The 18624-nt window shown below is 49.0% G+C and carries 20 protein-coding genes and 1 tRNA gene; 2 read left to right on the top strand and 19 right to left on the bottom strand.

What is annotated here, in order from left to right:
* Positions 1-47: 47 nt before the first annotated feature.
* The 19 genes from O6P33_RS07500 to O6P33_RS07410 form a co-directional block, all read right to left on the bottom strand.
* Positions 48-827, bottom strand: a complete 780-nt coding sequence (locus tag O6P33_RS07500) for an ABC transporter permease (protein WP_269817170.1) — start codon at positions 825-827, stop codon at positions 48-50.
* Entirely contained in the window at positions 824-1756 is a 933-nt protein-coding gene (locus O6P33_RS07495) for an ABC transporter ATP-binding protein (protein ID WP_269817169.1), read from the bottom strand. Before O6P33_RS07495 ends, O6P33_RS07500 begins: the two co-directional genes overlap by 4 nt.
* 81 nt (positions 1757-1837) lie before the next feature.
* The gene (locus O6P33_RS07490) at positions 1838-2395 is read right to left on the bottom strand and encodes a DUF1285 domain-containing protein (RefSeq protein WP_269817168.1); all 558 of its coding nucleotides are present in this window, start codon (positions 2393-2395) and stop codon (positions 1838-1840) included.
* Positions 2396-2408: 13 nt separating this feature from the next.
* A complete protein-coding gene (locus tag O6P33_RS07485; protein ID WP_269817167.1) occupies positions 2409-3014 on the bottom strand; it encodes a DUF4823 domain-containing protein in 606 nt (201 codons plus the stop codon).
* A gap of 88 nt (positions 3015-3102) precedes the next feature.
* Positions 3103-3984, bottom strand: a complete 882-nt coding sequence (locus O6P33_RS07480; protein ID WP_269817166.1) for a radical SAM protein — start codon at positions 3982-3984, stop codon at positions 3103-3105.
* A gap of 6 nt (positions 3985-3990) precedes the next feature.
* Complete coding sequence (locus O6P33_RS07475; protein ID WP_269817165.1) at positions 3991-4653, bottom strand: TetR/AcrR family transcriptional regulator; 663 nt, start codon at positions 4651-4653, stop codon at positions 3991-3993.
* Positions 4654-4783: 130 nt separating this feature from the next.
* Positions 4784-5554 carry a hypothetical protein gene (locus tag O6P33_RS07470; RefSeq protein ID WP_269817164.1) on the bottom strand — a complete coding sequence of 257 codons (771 nt, stop codon included), beginning with the start codon at positions 5552-5554 and terminating at the stop codon, positions 4784-4786.
* A 132-nt stretch (positions 5555-5686) separates the two neighbouring features.
* Positions 5687-6043: a MerR family transcriptional regulator gene (locus tag O6P33_RS07465; protein WP_269817163.1), complete on the bottom strand. Its 357-nt coding sequence runs from the start codon at positions 6041-6043 to the stop codon at positions 5687-5689.
* Positions 6030-6326: an integration host factor subunit alpha gene (gene ihfA / locus O6P33_RS07460; protein WP_269817162.1), complete on the bottom strand. Its 297-nt coding sequence runs from the start codon at positions 6324-6326 to the stop codon at positions 6030-6032. The genes O6P33_RS07465 and ihfA overlap by 14 nt, the downstream gene beginning before the upstream one ends.
* 4 nt (positions 6327-6330) lie before the next feature.
* On the bottom strand, positions 6331-8712 hold the full coding sequence (gene pheT / locus O6P33_RS07455) for a phenylalanine--tRNA ligase subunit beta (protein ID WP_269817161.1): 2382 nt from the start codon (positions 8710-8712) through the stop codon (positions 6331-6333).
* Between the two features lie 31 nt (positions 8713-8743).
* Entirely contained in the window at positions 8744-9760 is a 1017-nt protein-coding gene (gene pheS, locus O6P33_RS07450; protein ID WP_269817160.1) for a phenylalanine--tRNA ligase subunit alpha, read from the bottom strand.
* A gap of 149 nt (positions 9761-9909) precedes the next feature.
* On the bottom strand, positions 9910-10266 hold the full coding sequence (gene rplT, locus O6P33_RS07445; protein WP_269817159.1) for a 50S ribosomal protein L20: 357 nt from the start codon (positions 10264-10266) through the stop codon (positions 9910-9912).
* A 31-nt stretch (positions 10267-10297) separates the two neighbouring features.
* The gene (rpmI, locus tag O6P33_RS07440) at positions 10298-10492 is read right to left on the bottom strand and encodes a 50S ribosomal protein L35 (RefSeq protein WP_269817158.1); all 195 of its coding nucleotides are present in this window, start codon (positions 10490-10492) and stop codon (positions 10298-10300) included.
* Positions 10493-10554: 62 nt separating this feature from the next.
* Positions 10555-11106: a translation initiation factor IF-3 gene (infC, locus tag O6P33_RS07435; protein ID WP_269819489.1), complete on the bottom strand. Its 552-nt coding sequence runs from the start codon at positions 11104-11106 to the stop codon at positions 10555-10557.
* Positions 11106-13028: a threonine--tRNA ligase gene (thrS, locus tag O6P33_RS07430; RefSeq protein ID WP_269817157.1), complete on the bottom strand. Its 1923-nt coding sequence runs from the start codon at positions 13026-13028 to the stop codon at positions 11106-11108. Before thrS ends, infC begins: the two co-directional genes overlap by 1 nt.
* A gap of 209 nt (positions 13029-13237) precedes the next feature.
* Positions 13238-13314 (bottom strand) — tRNA-Val (locus O6P33_RS07425).
* A gap of 72 nt (positions 13315-13386) precedes the next feature.
* The gene (locus tag O6P33_RS07420) at positions 13387-14301 is read right to left on the bottom strand and encodes a L,D-transpeptidase family protein (protein ID WP_269817156.1); all 915 of its coding nucleotides are present in this window, start codon (positions 14299-14301) and stop codon (positions 13387-13389) included.
* Between the two features lie 126 nt (positions 14302-14427).
* Positions 14428-14709: a hypothetical protein gene (locus O6P33_RS07415; protein ID WP_269817155.1), complete on the bottom strand. Its 282-nt coding sequence runs from the start codon at positions 14707-14709 to the stop codon at positions 14428-14430.
* A 75-nt stretch (positions 14710-14784) separates the two neighbouring features.
* Positions 14785-15417, bottom strand: a complete 633-nt coding sequence (locus O6P33_RS07410; protein WP_269817154.1) for an arylesterase — start codon at positions 15415-15417, stop codon at positions 14785-14787.
* A 10-nt stretch (positions 15418-15427) separates the two neighbouring features.
* On the opposite strand from O6P33_RS07410, the gene O6P33_RS07405 reads away from it, so the two are divergent.
* Positions 15428-16111, top strand: coding sequence for an ABC transporter ATP-binding protein (locus tag O6P33_RS07405; protein ID WP_269817153.1), 684 nt, complete (start codon positions 15428-15430; stop codon positions 16109-16111).
* On the top strand, positions 16102-18615 hold the full coding sequence (locus O6P33_RS07400) for an ABC transporter permease (RefSeq protein WP_269817152.1): 2514 nt from the start codon (positions 16102-16104) through the stop codon (positions 18613-18615). The genes O6P33_RS07405 and O6P33_RS07400 overlap by 10 nt, the downstream gene beginning before the upstream one ends.
* Positions 18616-18624 lie beyond the last annotated feature (9 nt).

Genomic DNA, 18624 nt, shown 5'->3' with positions numbered 1-18624 from the left:
CTTACTGAGATAAATGCAACTTCTAGGCCAACTTACAGACTTACTGCTTAGGAGCGCATACCGCGGCCAGAAATCAACAAGCGCACACAGACGATATAGAGGATCAAAGTTGTTAACAGCATTAAGCTAATCGCTACACTGATATCAATATCTGAAATCCCTAATATTCCATAACGAAAGGCGTTAACCATATGCAAAATAGGGTTCGCCATGGAAATGGTTTTCCAAAACGGACCCAGCATATCCACCGAGTAGAAAACCCCGCCAAGATAGGTCAGCGGCGTCAATACAAAAGCTGGAATGATAGAAATATCATCAAAGTTGCGTGCAAACACTGCGTTTAAAAAGCCACCCAAGGCAAACACTGCAGAAGTAAAGACAATCACCACAATGGTAATCGGCAGGCTATACACCTGCAGCTCGGTAAAAAACAACGACAACACAGAGACAATGGCTGCAACACCTAGGCCGCGTAAAATACCGCCAATCACATAACCAATCAAAATGGTATGCGGTGAAACCGGTGACACCATCAGTTCCTCAATGGAGTGCTGAAACTTCGCACTAAAAAAGCTCGATACTACGTTGCTGTACGAGTTGGTAATAACCGTCATCATGATTAAGCCCGGCACAATATATTGCATATACGTAAAGCCATGCATATCGCCGATTTGGCTACCAATTAAATTACCAAAAATCACAAAATACAAAACCATGGTAATCGCGGGTGGCAATAAGGTTTGCGGCCAAATACGTAAAAAACGTCGCGCTTCACGGTACACAATAGTTTGCAAAGCAATCAAATTAGACTTTAATTCTGCGCTCATGCTTGATCACCTTCCAAATTTTTCTCAACCAATGACACAAAAAGCTCCTCTAAGCGGTTACTTTTATTACGCAGACTCTGCACTTCAATCCCCAGCGCCGAGAGTTGGGTGAATAATTCGGTCAAACCACGGTGTTTTTCCACATGCACCTGTAAAGTGCACTCGTCCAGTAGCTGGGTTGAATAGCCTTCCAGAATGGGTGCTTGTTGTTGTTTAGTATTGAGGTCCAGTAAAAACGTCTCTTTCGATAGCTGCCCAAGCAAGGCGCGCATGCTGGAGTTTTCGACAATATAGCCGTGATCAATAATGGCGATATTGCGGCACAACTGCTCTGCTTCTTCCAAATAGTGCGTGGTGAGAATAATCGTTGTACCTTGCTCATTAAGCTCAGTTAAGTACTCCCACATGGAGCGGCGCAATTCAATATCAACACCAGCAGTTGGCTCATCAAGAATCAGCAAGCGCGGCCTGTGCATCAAGGCTCGGGCGATCATTAAGCGCCGCTTCATCCCTCCGGAAAGCATCCGCGAAGCAACATTGCGCTTATCCCACAATCCCAGTTGCTTAAGTAACTCTTCTGCACGCACCCGTGCCTCTTTAAGCTTAATACCGTAATAGCCCGCCTGGGTCGTAAGGATATTGTGTGCCGTTTCAAACTGGTTAAAGTTGAATTCTTGCGGCACCAAACCAATGCAGCGTTTGAGCGCCAAAGGATCAGTATCCAAATCATGGCCAAAAACCTGCACGCTACCACTGGTTTTGTTGACTAGGGTCGAGAGAATGCCAATGGTCGTGGATTTACCAGCACCGTTAGGGCCTAACAAAGCAAAGAAATCACCCTCGGCCACCTCTAAATCAACCCCCTTCAGGGCTTCAAAGCCATTTGCATAGCTTTTTCGTAATTGTTTAATAGATAACGCTAAAGTCATAATATTTGCACGCACACATAAGATTTAAATATATAAATGGGGGCTAAGCGGTATTTTACAAGCTGCCGTCTGTTCAGCACCTCACAGCTCACCCAGCAAATAGAACTCACCCTGACTCCACACCCCCAGAACTTGTTTAGCATTTTGCGTCTGCTCTACCCCGTACTCCACTAACGCATAAAAATCACTGCGCTGTAACAGCACCGCTAGATCATCGCCAATGGATACATAGGGTGCTGGCTCCTGACTATCCGGGTCAGTTTTAACTCGCAATGGATGCTGCGGGCCAATCACCAAACTGTCGCCCAAGTTGGTCGTAACATACACCTGTTGCGCACTGCCCTCGCCCTCCACAGTCAAACTGACCGAAACAAAAGGCGCGTCTTCCACCTCAATACTGAGCTTTTCCACGGGCGTGACTAAAAAATACTGCTCACCTTCACGGCGCAGTAAGCGGGAAAACAGTTGCACTAAGGCGGGACGGGCAATTTCACTGCCCTGATAAAACCAGCGCCCATCACGGGCAATACGCATCTCACTGTCACCGCGCTGCGTGGGCTGCCAATCCGCACTGTATGCCAAGCGCTCTGCGCTTTGGGCCAGACGTTGCAAGATGTGTGGGCTGACATGGCTGGACATAAGAAAACCTTACTTAAGAGTTTAAACCTAACAAGCGCCGCGCATAGTCACGCATGGCTGGGCGAATCATGTCTTCAGGCTTAGTGTTATAAAATCGTAAAAAACCGCCTCGATTGCGGATATTGGCGGTATCTATAAGTTGACCGGTACCGACCTCAACCAGCATCAAGTGAATTGAACCGCGATCGACGCCGATGCGTGCGCCAGTATCTTTTCTACTTTTAAACTCATCCCAATTACCAATGCGGTCATTGCCTTGGGCAAAACGGGTATACAGCAAATAATCTGCACCTGCTGTACGGGCAGCGCTGAGCGCCTCTTCATAGCCAAGCGGCGTTGGCGAGCGACTCAAGCGCGGAAAGTATTCAATAAAGGCATTGAAAGATTCTTGCGCCACAATATTGGGCTGAGCACTTGGATGCCCCAATGGGACAAAGTGACCTTGGCTAATATAAATATAAGAATCATCTTGCAAGCGCCACGTATTCGCCCGCTTGAGCTCAGTGTAATTAAGCAAGCCAATATCACGCAGGTGATACTCTGCCTCAGCGGTTAAGTCGCTCACTTTCATACAGGAGGCCAGCATAACTGCCAGCACCACCAGGAGTAATTGGCGCATACAACACCCTCTTCTCGCGTCAAAAAATAGCATCTGTTACTTGACTAGCAGGTTTTGCGCCAATGCAGACCTTGAACAGCATTTATCCTTACAAACCGCGCTGCCACTCTTGCCGCAAAGCCATTGTATCTGGATGCTCGATGGCTTGTTGCAATTGCGCAAGCATGCGTTGTTTATCAACCCCTAAAGTGCCCTTAAGGGGTAAATAATTAGACGCATGATCACTGCGAAACACAGTATTGTTAAGCTCTAACTGGCTCATTAAACGCTGTAACTCAATAAACAAACCATGCTGATCAAGTGGCTCAAAATCAGTAAAGCGCTCTTTAAAACGCGCATCACCTAAAGGAAAGCTAACCACTAAGGTCGATAGATACTCGGGTTGCGCTGCATTCATTAGGGCAGCGGACTGATCCGCATGCTGCGCACTCAATGAGCGTCCACCCAAACCATTGAGGATCATCACGGAGCGGACAATACCGGCCTCACCTAACTTAGTTAAAGCACTTAAGGTGGAGGCATAGGTTTCACCCTTATTGACCCTAGCCAGCACCTCATCATCACCGGACTCGGCACCGACATAAACCATTTTTAAACCGGCATCAGCCAGCTCTTGTAGCTCGCTGACAGATTTGTTTTTTAAGTTGCTCGGCAAGCAGTAGCTGGTGACCCGATTCACCGTGGGCAAGTGCTCTTGAATAGCTTGCAAAATTGTCAGCAAGCGCCGCGTCGACAGCGCTAAAGCATCACCATCGGCAAGAAACACCCGCTGCACAATCATTTGTTCAGCGACCTGCTTAATCTCACTTAACACCTGCGCTTCATCGCGCACCGAAAACTTCTTCTGCGGTGCAGTGTACATCTCGCAAAACGTACATTTATTCCATGAGCAACCATTAGTCACCGGCAATATTAACGACTGCGCCTCACTGGGTGGACGAAACACCGGCTCAATATATTGAATAGGCATTAACAACTACTCCTCGACACTTGGCTCAATCACTTCTTCGCCAGCATCATCACGCTTAACGCGCTTGTTACCCATGCGCACACCAATATCCATCAGAAACTGGAAAAAGCCTTCCTGATCCTCAAGCACATTACTCCAGAACGGCGAATGGTAGAGCGCAACCGCACCGTGCACCAAAGCCCAAGCCGCACAGTAATGGAAGTAAGGCGGCACATCTTCCAGCTTGCCCTCTTCAATGCGTCCTTCAATTAAACGGGTTAAACGCTCAAAGTTAGAGGCTCGAATGGTGTGTAATTGCTCAACCATTTCCGGCACTTGATGGCCTTTCAGAACCTTTTCTTCAAGACGGTCAAATAACCGGTAACGCTGCGGGTCACGCATCCGGAAGGCAAAGTAAGCACGCGAAAGTGCTTCTTTATCACTGGCCACAGTATCAGAATGAAACAGTTCATTGAGCTCACGCTCATAGTTGAGCATCAGGCGTAAATAAATTTCCGCTTTGGATTTGAAATGCTTATAAATGGTGCCTTTACCAATACCCACGGTATCAGCGATCATTTCTACGGTAACCGAGTCTTCGCCATGCTCAAGAAATAATTTCAGAGCCGTATCTAAAATCTCTTGCTCACGACGACGAAACTCGCGAACCTTACGCGATTCTTTCTGCATAATAGAACTACCCAGTCAAATTTAAAGACTCTATTATGACCTTATTCACAAAAAATGCACGAAACAATCTTAAACCCAAAAGTGACGCGATGACTAACAACGGTCACAACTGCGCACTGGCGCAGCAGAGTTAATCGTACATTTGTTTCTTCTTCCAATCCTCATGCTTGTCTTGCAACTCTAGACCTGCCGTGAGCTCACTTGCCTGAGCAGCTTGTGGGGATAGCTGTGTTTGCATCGCTCCATTGGCTTGCTCGAGTAATTGCTCAAACTGAGCAAGATGTTGTTTATACGGCGCTGGGTCCTTTTGTTTTTTCAAGTATTGCACTGCCCGCTCAAACACTAAGCGCGCCTGATTGGGGCGATTGAGCTCCAACTGCTGGCGACCAACATTATTAAAGTACTCGATATAAACTGCCACCAGCATGTGCCGAACTTGGCTCAGCCACTGCTTGGCCTGTGCATTGGGTAAGATTTTTTCTTGCGCGGCGCGGATAATTTGTGTTTGCAAGGTTTCAAGCTGAAAGCGCACATCTTTAGCTTGCTCATCAGTCATAATTTTAACTGCTGGATTGCTGATTGGCACGTCAGCAGTCTTAGCCATAAGCTGGCGTAACTCCTCGGCCCGTACCTGATGCTTTGGCTCTTGTCGATCAACGCGGGTCAGTTCATCAACAAAGTGCAACTCCAGTCTATTCAAAAGCTGCTTGAGCTCAACCGTCATCAACTGCCCCGGTAAAGTGCTTGATAAAGTTGCACAGCGGCGGTAACGATCAATAAGTTCAGCCTTGCGCCGGGCTTTATCCAACTTTGATTTTTCAAGCAAATGATTGATATAGCCAATCAAAAACAGTGCAACAATGCCTACGAGAATGAATACGACAATAGTGACTGATGACACGCGGCATCCTCTTTTTGATGCTAATTAAATGATAAGGTGTTTTTATAGTTTCTTAAGACTTATCACATCAAACATGTAACACCCGCAGGCGCTTCACCTGCTGCCCCTAAGCGAGGGGCTTAACTCATTTGCCTAACTACGCAGCAGTTGTAGCACATCCTCAAGCTCGGAAATCATTTGTCGAATAATTTGCTTGGACTGGCTGCTTTCATCACGCACTTCACTACTCGATAAGCGCTGGCGAGCACCACCAATAGTAAAGCCTTGCTCATACAGCAAACCTCGGATTTGACGAATCATCAGCACATCATGGCGCTGATAGTAGCGACGATTCCCACGGCGCTTAATATCAGCCAACTGCTCAAACTCCTGCTCCCAATAGCGCAAGACATGGGGTTTAACAGCGCACAACTCACTGGCCTCACCTATGGTGAAGTAGCGCTTATTCGGAATGGCTGGTAGTTCATTATTATGACTAGGTTCCAGCATAGGTCTCTACTCGATCACGTAGCTTTTGCCCTGGACGAAAAGTTACCACGCGACGAGCGCTAATGGGTATTTCTTCGCCAGTCTTCGGGTTACGTCCTGGACGCTGACTTTTATCGCGCAACTCAAAGTTACCAAAGCCGGATAACTTGACCGGCTCGTTGTTTTCGAGGGCTAAACGAATCTCTTCAAAGAAGGTGTCCACCAACTCTTTGGCTTCACGCTTATTGAGGCCGATCTCCATAAACAGGTGTTCGGCCATTTCTGCTTTCGTTAAAGCCCCCATATACTCACTTCCTCAAGATTGCCGCAAACTGATCTGACAACAAGGTTAAAATCGCTTGTGTTGCAGCGCTGACCTCATCATCAGTTAGAGTGCGTGAAGGATGCTGCCAGGTCAAGCCAACTGCTAAACTTTTGCAACCTTCCTCTACGCCCTTACCTTGATAGACATCAAATAGACGTATCTGCGTCAACCACTCTCCGGCAGCACTGCGCATGGCTTCCATAAGTTGCTGGGCCGGCACCTCAGCCTTCACCACTAAAGCCAAATCGCGGCGCACTTCGGGGAAGCGTGACAACTCTTTAAAAGCAGGCAAACGACCGCTACTAATGGCATCCAATTGAACTTCAAACATCAGTGTTTGCTGATCAATATCCAACTCAGTAGCCAGCTGCGGATGCAAAGTACCCACATACCCTACGACCTCACCATTGCGCTCAATGCGTGCGCATTGGCCCGGGTGAAAGGCATGCTGTTGGCAGGCGACAAAAGTGTAGCTGTCGCTATCACCAGCAGCGCCAAGTAAAGCTTCAACATCACCTTTGATGTCATAAAAGTCAACGTTATCGCTGCCGTGCGTCCAAACCTCAGGTAAACGTGCACCGGTAATAACCCCAGCGAGCATACGCTCCTGCTTGAGGTCATCCAGTTGCCCAACAAAACGCAGGCCACTTTCAAATAAGCGCACACGATCTTGCTGACGGTTGAGGTTATGCTGCAAAGCTTTCAGCAAACCTGGCAATAAAGAAGCACGCATCACTGATAATTCAGCAGAAATTGGATTAGCTAGCGTCAGCGCCTTTAGCTCAGGATGAAATGCGCTAAACAACTGCGGCTCAATAAAGCTATAGGTAATGGCTTCTTGGTAACCACGGGCCACCAACAAACGGCGTAGCTCCGGCAAACGCGCTTGCGCTTCAGCCTGCGCTTGCGGTGCTAAGCGTGCCGCTGGGTAGCGTACCGGTAACTGATCATAGCCATACAAGCGGCCAATTTCTTCCAGCAGATCCACTTCAATGCTGATATCAAAGCGATGACTTGGAACTGCCACGCTCCACACCCCAGCACCTTGCGCAGTGAGCTGTAAACCTAAAGGCGTGAGCAAACTTTCAATTTGCGCATCGGTTAAGGTGAGGCCAAACATCTGTTCAACCCGTTGCGCACGTAAGGTTATCGGCGCAACTTGTGGTAAATGTTGCGTATCTTCTGTGACTACAACCGGCCCTGCACTGCCGCCCACTATGCTGAGCAATAACTCTGTGGCACGCTCAATGGCTTGCGCAGGTAGCTGCCAATCTACGCCACGCTCAAAACGGTGTGACGCATCGGTATGCAAGCCATAAGAGCGGGCTTTACCGGCAATGGCGATCGGCTCAAAGAAGGCACTTTCTAGGAAAATATCCGTAGTCTTGCCCACTTCGACGCCGCTGTCTTCACCACCCATCACACCGGCAATCGCCAATGCGCGCTGCTGATCAGCAATGACTAAAGTATTGGCTTTGAGCTTAATCTCTTGGCCATCCAGCAAAGTGATTGCCTCATTGTCTTGCGCCATGCGCACACAAATACCGCCGTGGATTTGCGCTAGATCAAACGCATGCAGCGGCTGACCTAACTCCAACATCACATAGTTGGTGACATCCACCACTGCATCAATGCTGCGAATCTCACTGCGCTGCAAACGATCAACCATCCACGCAGGTGTCGGCTGGGTTAAATCAACCCCAGTAATGACTCGGCCAGCGTAGCGCGGACAAGCCTCAACTGCGGCCAACTCAACAGCAACTGTTTGCTCATGACTGGCAGGTACAGCGGTAATCGCGGACAACTGCACTGGCACGTTATATAAAGCCCCCACTTCACGGGCTAAGCCTTGCAATGACAAACAATCGCCACGGTTAGGGGTCAAGTCCACCTCAATACTGACATCATTGAGATTCAGACTCTCACGCACACACTGCCCCACAACCGCATCAGCAGGCAGTTCGAGCAGACCATCGTTTTCATCGCTGATTTGTAACTCACTGGCCGAGCAAAGCATGCCGAATGACTCAACACCACGCAGCTTGGCTTTTTTGATTTTAAAAGCACCTGGCAATACCGCGCCAACCCGAGCAAAAGGTATTTTCAATCCGGCCCGCACATTGGGTGCACCACAGACAATTTGTACTGTTTGCTCAGCATCACTGACCTGGCAAACTTTTAACTTATCGGCATCAGGGTGCTGCTCAACGCTGAGCACCTCCCCCACCACCACGCCGCTGAATTCTCCAGCCACCGGAGTGACCGCTTCCACTTCTAAACCGGCCATGGATAAACGCGCCACTAACTCATCACGGGCAACTTGCGGATCAACTAAACTACGTAACCACTGTTCACTGAAATTCATACTGTTCTCCTAAACTTAAAAGGGTATCGACCTAGTTAAACTGGCTTAAAAACCTTAGATCGTTATCGAAGAACAGACGCAAATCATTTACGCCATAACGCAGCATGGCTAAGCGCTCAACGCCCATACCAAAGGCAAAGCCTTGGAACTCTTCTGGGTCAATGCCCGACATACGTAAGACATTGGGGTGCACCATGCCGCAACCCATCACCTCCAACCAACCGGTTTGCTTGCACACGCGGCAACCTTCGCCATTGCACATTACACACTGCATATCCACTTCAGCGGACGGCTCCGTAAAGGGGAAAAACGAAGGGCGGAAACGCACGCCTAAATCTTTCTCAAAGAACACCCGCAAAAACTCTTCGATAGTACCTTTCAAATCAGCAAAGCTAATGTCTTGATCAACTAGCAAGCCTTCCACTTGGTGGAACATCGGCGAGTGGGTGATATCAGAATCACAACGGTAGACGCGGCCTGGGCAAACAATACGAATCGGCGGGCGCTGAGCTTCCATGGTGCGCACTTGCACGGGTGAAGTGTGAGTGCGCAGCAGCATATTGGCATTGAAATAGAAGGTGTCATGCATCGCCCGCGCGGGGTGATGACCAGGAATATTTAAGGCTTCAAAGTTGTGATAATCATCTTCAACTTCAGGGCCTTCAGCAATACCGTAGCCGATTTTGCTAAAAAACTGCTCGATGCGCTCAAGGGTGCGGGTGACTGGGTGTAAGCCACCGCTTTGTTGGCCGCGACCAGCGAGAGTGACGTCAAGGGTTTCCGCGGCAAGTTTTTTCTCTAACGCAAGGTTATCTAAAAACTGTTTACGCTCTGCTAAAGCTGTTTGCACCTGCTCTCTGGCAGCATTGATCAGGGCGCCGGCTTGCGGGCGCTCTTCAGCTGACAATTTACCCAGTTGCTTCATCAGCTGGGTGATTTCACCTTTTTTACCTAAATAGTGAACACGCAGTTGCTCTAACGCTTGCGACTCTTCGCTTTGTGCTACGGCTGCTAACGCCTGCTGCACCAGCGCATCAAGATTATCCATACATTACTCCAGAGGACCTTGCAAAACACAGCCCGCGCGCTTTGCAAGGTGCTCTTGCTATAACTTATAAAATTGGGATTCTATACGAAATAAGGGAAGAGCCTGAGCCCTTCCCTTATCAAAAAACGCATGTCGCAATGTTTAAAAACTTAGGCCAAAGCGGACTTAGCTTTTTCAACAATTGCAGCAAATGCTGCTTTTTCGTTTACTGCTAAGTCAGCCAGTACTTTACGGTCGATTTCGATTGAAGACTTTTTCAAGCCAGCAATGAAACGGCTGTAAGACAAACCATTGATACGTGCACCAGCATTGATACGAGCAATCCACAAAGCACGGAATTGACGTTTACGCTGACGACGGTCACGGTATGCGTACTGACCAGCCTTAATAACCGCTTGCTTAGCTACGCGGAAGACGCGTGAACGCGCTCCATAGTAACCTTTAGCAAGTTTCAAGATTTTTTTGTGACGACGGCGGGCTAACACACCACGTTTTACACGAGCCATAAAATATTACCTTTATTTATCCAGACCTAAATTAACGAACACGCAACATGCGTTCAACGCGAGCAACTTCGCTTGGGTGCATCATCGATGTACCACGTAGTTGACGTTTACGTTTTGTTGTCATTTTGGTCAAGATGTGACTCTTGAAAGCGTGTTTATGCTTGAAACCATTTGCTGTCGCTTTAAAGCGCTTTTTAGCGCCGCTTTTCGTTTTCATCTTTGGCATGTTGAATACTCCGCATTCAGATTGATACGCATAACCTTAAGGCCTGCCGCTGCCCTAGGGGGTTATTTTTTCTTTTTGGGGGCGATGACCATTATTAACTGGCGTCCTTCCATCTTAGGATGCTGTTCAACGGTGCCGTATTCCGCAAGGTCACCTTCGACCCGCTTCAACAACTCCATTCCCAGCTCCTGGTGGGCCATCTCTCGGCCGCGGAATCGTAATGAAACCTTGGCTTTATCCCCATCTTCTAGGAAACGTATCAGGTTGCGTAGTTTTACCTGATAATCCCCGTCTTCCGTCCCTGGTCGAAACTTTACTTCTTTAATTTGTACTTGTTTCTGGTTCTTTCGAGCTGCAGCCACTTGTTTCTTTTTCTCAAACAAGTGCTTGCCATAGTCCATGATGCGGCACACTGGCGGTACTGCATCAGCTGAAATTTCTACCAGATCCAATCGAGCTTCATCAGCTGCGGCCAGAGCTTCATCAATCGAGACGACCCCGACCTGCTCACCTTCTGCACCAATCAGGCGCACTTCGCGGGCTGTGATGTTCTCATTAATGGGTGCCTTAGGGGCAGCTCGTCTGTCTTGTCTCATATCTCGCTTGATAATTATCACTCCAAATCTTGGCGACCACGCCGGGAAATTGCAGTCTCAAGCAACTCGCTAAATTGGTCAATCGACATACTGCCGAGATTTTCACCACCACGGGTGCGGACTGCAATAGTTTGTGTCTCAACTTCCCTATCACCAATAACTAGCAAATAAGGAACTTTGAGCAAAGTGTGCTCGCGGATTTTAAAGCCGATCTTCTCATTTCTCAAGTCACTGGTGACTCTAAATCCACTTTTAAGTAATTTATTTTCTACTTCTTGAGCAAATTCACCTTGTTTCTCACTGATATTCATAATTGTCGCTTGCACAGGTGCCAACCAAGCCGGAAAGGCGCCCTCATAATGCTCAATTAAAATACCAATAAAACGTTCAAATGAACCTAAAATTGCACGGTGCAACATCACTGGATGTTTGCGATCGTTGCTTTCACTCACATATTCAGCGTCTAAACGTACTGGCAAGTTAAAATCTAACTGCAAAGTACCGCACTGCCAAACACGACCTAAGCAATCGCGTAAGGAAAATTCAATTTTCGGTCCGTAGAATGCGCCCTCACCTTCTTGCAGCTCATATTCTAAGCCAGCAGAATCCAGTGCTTGTGCAAGTGCTTTCTCAGCACGATCCCACTGATCATCGGTACCGACACGCTGTTCAGGGCGCGTGGACAATTTTAATTCGATATCAGTGAAGCCAAAATCCTCATACACTTTTTGCGTTAAGCGAATAAAGTCTGCGGATTCATCTTGCATCTGCTCTTCAGTGCAGAAAATGTGCGCATCATCTTGAGTGAAACCGCGCACACGCATTATACCATGAAGCGCGCCTGAAGGCTCATTGCGGTGACAGGCTCCAAACTCAGCCAAACGCAACGGCAGTTCACGGTAGCTTTTTAAGCCTTGATTATAGACCTGGACGTGACACGGGCAGTTCATCGGCTTAATTGCATAATCACGGGACTCAGACTGGGTGAGAAACATATTCTCCCCGTAGTTCGCCCAATGCCCTGATTTCTCCCAAAGGATACGATCAACCACTTGTGGAGTTTTAATCTCCAAGTAGCCATTCTCACGCTGCACTTTACGCATGTACTGTTCAAGCACTTGGTACAGAGTCCAGCCATTAGGGTGCCAGAACACCATGCCTGGCGCTTCCTCTTGCATATGAAACAGGTCCAAACGCTTACCGAGCTTGCGGTGATCACGTTTCTCTGCCTCCTCAATGCGTTTCATATAAGCATTGAGTTGTTTCTTATCCGACCAAGCGGTGCCGTAGATGCGCTGCAGCTGCTCATTTTTTGAGTCGCCACGCCAGTAGGCGCCAGAGAAGCGGGTCAGCTTAAACGATTTCAAAAAGCGCGTATTGGGCACGTGCGGGCCACGGCACATATCCACGTACTCTTGGTGAAAATACAAGCCCATCTCTGTTTCTTCAGGCATATCTTCAATCAAACGCAACTTATAGTCTTCACCACGCTGGGTAAAAATATCAATCACTTCTGCGCGGGGCGTGAGCTTTTTAATCACATCGTAATCTTGATTAATCAGCTCCGTCATGCGTTTTTCAATGGCCTGCATGTCATCTGGAGTAAAAGGACGTTCAATGGCTACGTCATAATAAAAACCATCGTCAATGACCGGGCCAATGACCATTTTAGCTTCGGGAAATAACTGCTTAACCGCATGCCCCACCAGGTGCGCACAAGAGTGGCGGATAATCTCAACGCCTTCCGGATCCTTCGGGGTAATAATTGACAGCGCAGCATCGCTAGTAATTAAGTCTGTAGCATCCAGCAAGCGGCCATTGACACGGCCAGCAACCGTGGCCTTAGCCAGTCCTGCACCGATCGACTGGGCAACTTCAAGAATAGTGACTGGATGTTCAAATGTACGCTGACTGCCGTCAGGGAGAGTAATTACGGGCATGGCGCCTCCTCTGCCTAGTGGTGACCCCTACAAAAGGCCACATGGGTGGGATGAGCCAGTAAGAGCGATTAACTTGAAGCCTACCTGCCGTACCGTGGCAGAGGGTTGTCCCCGTCTCAAATCAACCGGATTCACTGGGAAGTGCAAGCAGATGTATTTGCTTGCATTAAAAACACAAAAGGCCGCACTCGGCGACCTTTTGTAATATTTGGTAGGCACAATTGGATTCGAACCAACGACCCCCACCATGTCAAGGTGGTGCTCTAACCAACTGAGCTATGTGCCTGCAATGGCCGCGTATTCTATACAGATGTAAATATTTGTCAAATACATTTGCACTTGCGCAGCCGATTGTAATTTACTGACTGACCACCTCATTGCCTTGCGCAACACTTATTGGCTCAGTGATAGGTATTGGCATACCCACTTGCGCCGCCACAACCTCACGCACCAACTCCCAGTCTAAGCGGTGTGCATCTTGAATATCTTCACGCTTGAGCAGCACATTAACTACCGCTGCATGCTTATCTACCACGGACACTTCACCATCATCACTGAGCGTTTCATGCGCCTCTAGGTACAGTTTACCTTCAGACATACCAAACTTATACGGCTCATTAATAATTCGCACTTTAGTTCCCACTGGCACTAAGTCGGCAAGCTCCAAGACGTTATGGTTAAGCATGCGAAAACAACCATGGCTCACGCGCATACCAATACCAAACTTTTTATTTGAGCCGTGAATTAAGTAGCCCGGCAGCCCTAAAGTCAGCTTATAAGGCCCGAGCGGGTTGTCTGGCCCTGGGGGTACATAGGCCGGCAAAGGATCACCCGCCTCAGCATGCTCGCGCAATATAGACTGCGGCGGCGTCCAGCCCGGATTCGGTGTTTTCACAGTAATGGTCGTGTTGCTAATCGGCGAATCCCAACCTTCACGACCAATACCTAAAGGGTAGGTGTAAACCACTGGTTTATTTTTTGGGTAGTAATACAAGCGATACTCAGCCAAATTGATCACCACCCCCTCGCGCGGGCCAGGCGGCAAGATATAGCGAGTGGGCAAGATGATCTCAGTACCTGCACCGGGCAACCAAGCATCCACGCCAGGATTGGCTGCGACCATCTCCAAGTAACCTAGATCATGGGTTTTGCCCAGATCAGCAAAGGTATCTTCATAGCGGGCTTCAATCACTTGCACTGCACCCACTACATCTTCGCCAGCTGGCGGCAGAGGCAATTCTAAAGCTGATGCAAAAGGTGTTGCGCAAAGCATTGAGAGGCAAGATATCCGCAATGACTTAGGCGCTAATATGCTTAATAACATGAAAGTAACCCTACCGATAAGAATTTAAGTAAGCCGCTGTATAGTACGGGATCTGCGCAATTTATGCGCAACCCTTTAAGCTGATTGCCAGCCGGGCTGTGCTTTTTTACGTTGCGCCTGAATCTTTTCACGGCAAACCGGACAAAAACGCGCCGCCCGTAACAACTGCCGCTCCAAAGCCTGCCAGTGTGGCTGGGCTGGGAGCAAGCTGCCACACAAGGTACGATCAACGTTGCTATCGAGCTCAAGTTGTCGGCTGACTGCGTGCACACGCTCTTTTTGACAGGCGAACAGATCCATTTGCTCGTCCGGCAAAATAATCTGATAAGCATGTAAAGACCACACCAAGCGTGCCATGTAGAGCCCCTAAAAAACGGTCGCTACATTAGCCTAAAATCGCAATTTGTAACAGCCCCCTGGAAAAATTGTTATTTACTCAACCTCTGTAGCGCTCTGCGTCGACAACAAAGGAGCTAGACCTTGCCAAGCATTTTCTAGCAATAGGGGCTGCGCTGCTAAAGTTGGGTGCACACCATCTTCTTGCATCATGCCATCCACCCCACCAACGCCTTCTAAAAAGAAATCAACTAACGCCACCTGCTCTTTCTCGGCAATATACTGATACATATTAAAAAAGGCTGTGGTGTACAACTTGCCGTAATTACCTGGCAGACGCATACCCAGTAAAAGCACTTGGGCATTTTGTGCCTGTGCCTGGCGAATCATATCCGTAAGGTTTGCCGAGATATGGGTGAGTGATAGGCCACGCAGACCATCATTGCCACCCAGTTCAATCACCACATACTCAGGTTTATTTTCAGCCAGCAAATCAGCAAATCGTGCCAAACCGCCCGCAGTGGTTTCGCCACTGATTGAGCCATTCACCACTTTAAAGTCAGCACCCTGCTCGGTTAAGCGCTCTTGCAGTAAGGCAACCCAACCTTGCTGGGTTTCCAGTCCGTAGGCAGCACTGATACTATCGCCCACCACCAAGACAGTTGCAGCTTGTGCGGTGCCCAAAGAGCTCAGCACAATTAAGCATATCGTTGCTATCCATTGACGCATTGGAAACCTCATGACTCATAATATTCTTAGTGCCCAGCACCTTAGCAAAAAGGTTCCTTCAACAGAAGGACAGCTGACAATTCTTGATGACGTATCTTTTAGCCTAAAAGCAGGTGATTCGCTGGCCATTATAGGCCGTTCTGGTTCAGGCAAATCAACTTTATTAGGTTTACTGGCCGGTCTTGATCTCCCCTCCAGCGGCACAGTAGCCTTAGCCGGACATGACTTGAGCAGTTTAGATGAAGACCAACGAGCCGCGGTACGGGCTGCGCATGTGGGTTTCGTCTTTCAAGCCTTTCTCTTGCTCGACAGTTTAAACGCCTTAGAAAATGTGATGCTACCTTTGGAGTTGGCTGGACATGCCAATCCAGAGCAGCGTGCCCGTGAATTATTGATCCGCGTTGGTTTAGAAAGCCGCTTAAAGCACCCCGTCAATCTTTTGTCTGGTGGCGAACAGCAGCGTGTGGCTTTAGCTCGCGCTTTTGCCACTGAGCCTGAGGTACTCTTTGCCGACGAGCCCACTGGCAACCTTGATAGCCAAACTGGTGAAACCATCACTGAGCTTTTATTTGCGATGAATAAAGAGCTGGGCACCACACTGGTTTTAGTCACCCACGATGACAAACTCGCAGCGCGCTGCCAGCAGTCCCTGCGCTTAGAGGCTGGACGCCAAGTGGAGCAAACATGCAACTGACATTCAGCGCTTTATTAAAACTTGCCGCCAAACAACTGGTGCGTGAGCGGCGCACTCCTGAGCTGCGTATTTTACTTTTCGCCTTAGTTATCGCCGTTGCCAGTAGTAGCACCATCGGCCATTTTGCTGAACGCCTACAGGGCGCGATGCAGCTCAGCGCTGGCGAGTTCCTAGCGGCTGATTTAGTCTTATCAAGCAGTGAGCCGCCGCAGCCAGAGCAACTGAACACAGCCCCTAGTCAGCATTTAAACAGCGCACAAACGGTACAATTTGCCAGTATGTTAGCCACGCAAAATGACTTGCAACTGGCCAGCGTTAAGGCCGTGGATAACAGCTACCCATTGCGCGGCCAATTGCGCAGTAGCACCCAGCTATACGCTGAAGAACTCACTGGTGGCCGCCCACAGCCGGGAGAAGTCTGGCTCGACGCAGAACTGCTTAATAGCTTAGCGTTAAGCCTTGGCGATACCGTGCAAATTGGCTCTGCTGAGTTTACCGTGGCGCGCATTTTAACCTATGAGCCCGATCGCGCCGGCAACTTACTGAGCTTCACCCCTAGAGCCATGATCAACCAAGCTGATTTAGCCGCTGCTGATGTATTACAGCCCGGTAGCCGTGTGCGTTATCGCCAACTGTGGAGTGGCGATGCGGAATTGATCAAACAGCAACGTCAAGCCTTGCAAGACACATTATTGCCCCATCAACGCATGGAAGGCCTAGAGGATGGCAATCAACAAGTCAGCAGCGCTCTAGAGCGGGCTGCCAGCTATTTAAATCTAGCCAGCCTTGCGGCTATTTTACTGGCTGGGGTGGCCGTAGCTTTATCTGCCAACCGCTACGCTCGGCAGCGCTTTGATCAAGCCGCCTTGTTGCGCTGCTTTGGCTTGTCACGCCGACATACGCTGTGGCTATTTTGTTTGCAATTGCTGCTGCTTGGCTTATTCGCCAGCCTTATTGGCACCCTTATTGGCTGGCTAACGCAGTTCGCCCTGTTTGAGCTATTAGCTAATTTACTGCCAAATGATATTCCCGCCGGCAGTTTGCAGCCCTTCATCACTGGAGTCGCCACCAGCGCGGTAATGCTTGCCGGTTTCGCGCTGCCACCACTGATCTCACTGGGCCGTATTGCCCCACTGCGGGTTTTACGCCGAGATCTAATTCCTCTTGCCCCAGCCACTTGGTTGCTATACGGCAGCGTCCTGATTGCCCTAGCCGCATTAATGTGGCAATTGAACTTAGACATGCGCTTAACCAGTGCCCTACTTGTTGGCGGTGGCGGTGCGGCCTTGGTTTTAGGCACCAGTTTATTTTTTGCTTTAAAAAGCTTACGTTTTTGGCTGGCTAAACGCGGCCTGGCTTGGCGTTTAAGCCTGGGCCACTTACTGCGCTACCCGCTTAACAGTGTTGGGCAAATTATGGCATTTGCCTTGATCTTATTATCCATGGCGCTAATCGTTTTATTACGCAGCGAACTGCTAGACAACTGGCAAGCTCAGCTACCCGTGCAAGCGCCGAATCACTTTGCGGTAAATATTTTACCGGCACAACAACCGGCCTTTAGTGCTCACCTTGAGAGCATCAGCAACAATGCTGCGCCACTCTACCCAGTTATTTTAGGGCGTTTAACTCAGCTCAACGGCCAGCAAGCCTCGCAGCTGTTTGATGCCGACGCTCGCGTGATGCGCACTTTACAGCGTGACTTAAACCTCACCTGGACTGAGCAGTTGCCTGACAACAATCAAGTGGTTGCTGGCCAGTGGTGGTCGGATTCCAGCCCGATGAATATTGCCCAAGGCAGTTATCAGGTGTCACTGGAGCGCGATCTCGCCAAAGAACTGAAAGTTACTGTGGGTGATCAGCTAACCTTCCATATTGGTGGCAAGGACTACCCTGCACACATCAGCAGTCTACGTACAGTTGACTGGAACAGTATGCAGCCCAACTTTTTTGTGATTTTCAACCCACAGCAGATGGGCGACGTTGCCCACACCTACATGACGAGCTTCTACCTACCAGAACATTCTGAGCAAGCACGCATAGACTTATCCAAGCGCTTCCCCAGCGTCAGCTTGTTGCAGGTGGATGCTGTTCTACGTCAGCTGCGTGATATCTTGGCGCAAGTAACTTTAGCAATCGAGTTGATTTTACTCTTTGTGTTGGCGGCGGGGATTACTGTGCTGGTTGCAGGCTTGCAAAGCACCCTGACTGAGCGCGTACAACAAGGAGCCTTACTGCGCGCCCTCGGTGCTTCACGCAAATTACTGCTGCAATCGCAGCGCAATGAGTTTGCTTTAATTGGTACATGTAGCGGTTTACTGGCGTGGCTGGGCTGTGAAATAAGCAGCTATATTCTCTACCGCTTTGCTTTTGACTTAGTTTGGCAGCCGCACCCATGGTTAATTGTTTTACCCATCATTGGTGCCGTACTGATTAGCGCTGTGGGCATGCTCGGCACCCGCCAAGTGGTTCGTAGCAGCCCGCTGCAAATCTTGCGCAACAGTTGACTTGCAACA

The sequence above is a fragment of the Denitrificimonas caeni genome (assembly GCF_027498055.1).
Taxonomy (GTDB): Bacteria; Pseudomonadota; Gammaproteobacteria; order Pseudomonadales; family Pseudomonadaceae; genus Denitrificimonas.
This window is presented reverse-complemented; position numbering and strand designations above follow the sequence as displayed.

Coding starts and splice junctions, on each gene's coding strand:
- O6P33_RS07480 (WP_269817166.1), bottom strand. CDS start 3,984: ATGCCTATTCAATATATTGAGCCGGTGTTTCGTCCACCCAGTGAGGCG.
- rplT (WP_269817159.1), bottom strand. CDS start 10,266: ATGGCTCGTGTAAAACGTGGTGTGTTAGCCCGCCGTCGTCACAAAAAA.
- rpmI (WP_269817158.1), bottom strand. CDS start 10,492: ATGCCAAAGATGAAAACGAAAAGCGGCGCTAAAAAGCGCTTTAAAGCG.
- O6P33_RS07495 (WP_269817169.1), bottom strand. CDS start 1,756: ATGACTTTAGCGTTATCTATTAAACAATTACGAAAAAGCTATGCAAAT.
- ihfA (WP_269817162.1), bottom strand. CDS start 6,326: ATGGGGGCTTTAACGAAAGCAGAAATGGCCGAACACCTGTTTATGGAG.
- O6P33_RS07405 (WP_269817153.1), top strand. CDS start 15,428: ATGACTCATAATATTCTTAGTGCCCAGCACCTTAGCAAAAAGGTTCCT.
- O6P33_RS07475 (WP_269817165.1), bottom strand. CDS start 4,653: ATGCAGAAAGAATCGCGTAAGGTTCGCGAGTTTCGTCGTCGTGAGCAA.
- pheT (WP_269817161.1), bottom strand. CDS start 8,712: ATGAATTTCAGTGAACAGTGGTTACGTAGTTTAGTTGATCCGCAAGTT.
- O6P33_RS07500 (WP_269817170.1), bottom strand. CDS start 827: ATGAGCGCAGAATTAAAGTCTAATTTGATTGCTTTGCAAACTATTGTG.
- O6P33_RS07420 (WP_269817156.1), bottom strand. CDS start 14,301: ATGCTTTGCGCAACACCTTTTGCATCAGCTTTAGAATTGCCTCTGCCG.
- O6P33_RS07485 (WP_269817167.1), bottom strand. CDS start 3,014: ATGCGCCAATTACTCCTGGTGGTGCTGGCAGTTATGCTGGCCTCCTGT.
- O6P33_RS07415 (WP_269817155.1), bottom strand. CDS start 14,709: ATGGCACGCTTGGTGTGGTCTTTACATGCTTATCAGATTATTTTGCCG.
- O6P33_RS07465 (WP_269817163.1), bottom strand. CDS start 6,043: ATGCTGGAACCTAGTCATAATAATGAACTACCAGCCATTCCGAATAAG.
- pheS (WP_269817160.1), bottom strand. CDS start 9,760: ATGGATAATCTTGATGCGCTGGTGCAGCAGGCGTTAGCAGCCGTAGCA.
- O6P33_RS07410 (WP_269817154.1), bottom strand. CDS start 15,417: ATGCGTCAATGGATAGCAACGATATGCTTAATTGTGCTGAGCTCTTTG.
- thrS (WP_269817157.1), bottom strand. CDS start 13,028: ATGCCCGTAATTACTCTCCCTGACGGCAGTCAGCGTACATTTGAACAT.
- O6P33_RS07490 (WP_269817168.1), bottom strand. CDS start 2,395: ATGTCCAGCCATGTCAGCCCACACATCTTGCAACGTCTGGCCCAAAGC.
- O6P33_RS07400 (WP_269817152.1), top strand. CDS start 16,102: ATGCAACTGACATTCAGCGCTTTATTAAAACTTGCCGCCAAACAACTG.